This is a genomic window from Polaromonas sp., assembly GCF_031411155.1.
In the GTDB taxonomy this organism is placed as follows: domain Bacteria; phylum Pseudomonadota; class Gammaproteobacteria; order Burkholderiales; family Burkholderiaceae_C; genus Polaromonas.
The window spans coordinates 1-2442 of the sequence record NZ_JANOAL010000186.1 but is presented as its reverse complement, the minus strand read 5'-3'; the positions used below and the strand labels follow the sequence as shown (position 1 = coordinate 2442).

Below are 2442 nucleotides of genomic sequence, written 5' to 3'. Positions count from 1 at the left end.
ATCGGCTGGACCGTGAAAGACGTGGACCTATGGGAAATCAACGAAGCCTTCGCCGTCGTCCCCATGGCCGCGATGACGGAGCTGGGCATCAGCCACGACATCGTCAACGTCAACGGCGGCGCCTGCGCGCTGGGCCACCCGATTGGCGCCAGCGGCGCCCGCATCCTCGTGACGCTGATTCATGCGCTGAAGGCGCGCGGCCTCAAAAAGGGCGTGGCCACGCTCTGCATTGGCGGCGGCGAAGGCACCGCGCTGGCGCTTGAAGTGCTATGAAAACAATAGCTGCTGGCGCTTGTAAACCGTGGACTGGAGGTCGATTTGATACTTAATCAAGAGCAGGAAATGATTCGCGACGCGGTGCGCGCGTTTGCAAAGGAAGAACTCTGGCCCCACGCCGCGCGCTGGGACAAGGAGCATCACTTTCCGGTCGAGGCGCACCAGGGCCTGGCCGCGCTGGGCGCCTACGGGATTTGCGTGCCGGAAGAGTTTGGCGGCGCCAACCTCGACTACGTCACGCTGGCGCTGGTGCTCGAAGAAATCGCCGCCGGCGACGGCGGCACCAGCACCGCCATCAGCGTGACCAACTGCCCGGTCAACGCGATCTTGATGCGCTACGGCAATGCGGCGCAGAAAAAGCAGTGGCTGATGCCGCTGGCGCAGGGTCAGATGCTGGGCGTGTTTTGCCTGACCGAGCCGCATGTGGGCAGCGATGCCTCATCGCTGCGCACCACGGCGGTCAAAGACGGTGACGGCTATCTGCTCAACGGCGTCAAGCAGTTCATCACCAGCGGCAAAAACGGCCACGCCGCCATCGTCATCGCCGTCACCGACAAGGGCGCCGGCAAGAAGGGCATGAGCGCCTTCATCGTGCCGACCAACGCGCCCGGCTATGTGGTGGCGCGGCTCGAAGACAAGCTGGGCCAAAACAGCAGCGACACCGCGCAGATCAACTTTGACAACTGCCGCATTCCAGCCGAAAACCTGATTGGCACCGAGGGCGAGGGCTACCGCATCGCGCTGGGCGGTCTTGAAGGCGGGCGCATCGGCATCGCCGCGCAAAGCGTGGGCATGGCGCGCAGCGCGTTCGAGGTGGCCGTGGCCTACGCCAAAGAGCGCCAGAGCTTTGGCACCGCCATCCTCAACCACCAGGCGGTCGGTTTCCGGCTGGCCGAGTGCGCCACCAAGATTGAAGCGGCGCGCCAGCTGATCTGGCACGCCGCCAGCCTGCGCGATGCCGGTTTGCCGTGCCTGAAAGAAGCCGCCATGGCCAAGCTGTTTGCCAGCGAAATGGCCGAACAGGTCTGCAGCGCCGCCATCCAGACGCTGGGCGGCTACGGCTACGTGAACGACTTTCCGGTCGAGCGCATCTACCGCGATGTGCGCGTCTGCCAGATTTATGAAGGCACGTCCGACGTGCAGAAAATCATCATCCAGCGCGCGCTGGCTTGACGGACGCTGGTTCTGCTTTCTCGCAGGCGGAAATTAGTTTCCGGGCCAGCGGGCCGGGCTGCGACGGTGATGCAGGCAGGCCAGGACGGAGACGCTCTGATCGCTTAACAGTTCAAAGTGCAGGGCATAGGGAAAGCGCCGAAGCAAAATGCGGCGGAACCGCTCTCTGGTGGGCGGAAAGGCCTCCGGGTTGCGCGCCAGTTGCTCTTCGGCTGCGGCAACCACACGCAAAAAGTCCCTCCCAGTCCGTAGGATTTTTGTTCGTACCAGTCGAAGGTTTCGGCAATTTCGGCTTGTGCCGCTGCTTCAAAAATAACCCGCCAGGTCACAGGCGAACGCCAAGCGATTGCGCGATCTGGGCCAGGCTTTTACCCTGAGCCGGGTGGGCGCCACGCCAGGCCGCTCGGCGTTCAAGTTCGTCCAGAACGTCTTTCCGGGTTTCCGGGCCAGTCTCAGCGGCAAATTCGTCCCACAAATCTTCCACCAACTGAAGTCGTTCAAACTTGCCAAGGTGTTCAACGGGTTGCAATGTGGCTTTCATGCGGCAAAGTCTAGCACTCCCGCCCCGTAGCAACCCACCCGATATTCCGGCCAGAATTGTGGGTAATGCCCTTGTCGATGGCGCGGTCCAGGAAGCGGCAGGCGATGAGTTTTGTTACCGTGTTTGGAGTGAGACATGCCCAAAAGATTTCACTGCAACGCCGCCCATATCGACGGCGGTTACGCCGAATGGCTCAAGCAGGGCGCGCCGGCCGAAACGATGGATGAACGCAAGGCAGCCAAGGGCCGCGAGGGCTGATGGGCATGAAGCCAGCCTTGAAAACTCAAACCTGCCCCTGCGGCCGTCTGGGCGCGCTGAAAAAGCCGCTCGCGTTTCCGGCGTGCTGCGGCCGCTACCTGGACGATTTTGCCGGCACGCCCGCGCCCGATGCCGAATCGCTGATGCGCTCGCGCTACAGCGCCTTCGTGCTGGGCCGCAGCGACTACCTGCTG

General features: G+C 62.9%; 4 protein-coding genes and 1 pseudogene. 4 read left to right on the top strand and 1 reads right to left on the bottom strand.

Going from position 1 to position 2442, the window contains the following annotated elements; all coding sequences use genetic code 11:
- Window positions 1–273, top strand: a pseudogene (locus RMO23_RS11845) (acetyl-CoA C-acetyltransferase); the annotation flags it as partial.
- Window positions 274–318: 45 nt separating this feature from the next.
- Window positions 319–1449, top strand: a complete 1131-nt coding sequence (locus tag RMO23_RS11840) for an acyl-CoA dehydrogenase family protein (protein ID WP_309681705.1) — start codon at window positions 319–321, stop codon at window positions 1447–1449.
- Window positions 1450–1774: 325 nt separating this feature from the next.
- On the opposite strand, the gene RMO23_RS11835 is transcribed toward RMO23_RS11840, so the two are convergent.
- Window positions 1775–1990 carry an addiction module protein gene (locus RMO23_RS11835; protein WP_309681703.1) on the bottom strand — a complete coding sequence of 72 codons (216 nt, stop codon included), beginning with the start codon at window positions 1988–1990 and terminating at the stop codon, window positions 1775–1777.
- 135 nt (window positions 1991–2125) lie between these two features.
- Here RMO23_RS11835 and RMO23_RS11830 point away from each other — a divergent pair, with 135 nt between their 5' ends.
- Entirely contained in the window at window positions 2126–2248 is a 123-nt protein-coding gene (locus RMO23_RS11830) for a hypothetical protein (RefSeq protein ID WP_309681701.1), read from the top strand.
- Between the two features lie 5 nt (window positions 2249–2253).
- Window positions 2254–2442: YchJ family metal-binding protein (locus RMO23_RS11825; protein WP_309681699.1), on the top strand; the 189-nt coding region annotated here is incomplete at its 3' end.

Coding starts and splice junctions, on each gene's coding strand:
- RMO23_RS11835 (WP_309681703.1), bottom strand. CDS start 1,990: ATGAAAGCCACATTGCAACCCGTTGAACACCTTGGCAAGTTTGAACGA.
- RMO23_RS11830 (WP_309681701.1), top strand. CDS start 2,126: ATGCCCAAAAGATTTCACTGCAACGCCGCCCATATCGACGGCGGTTAC.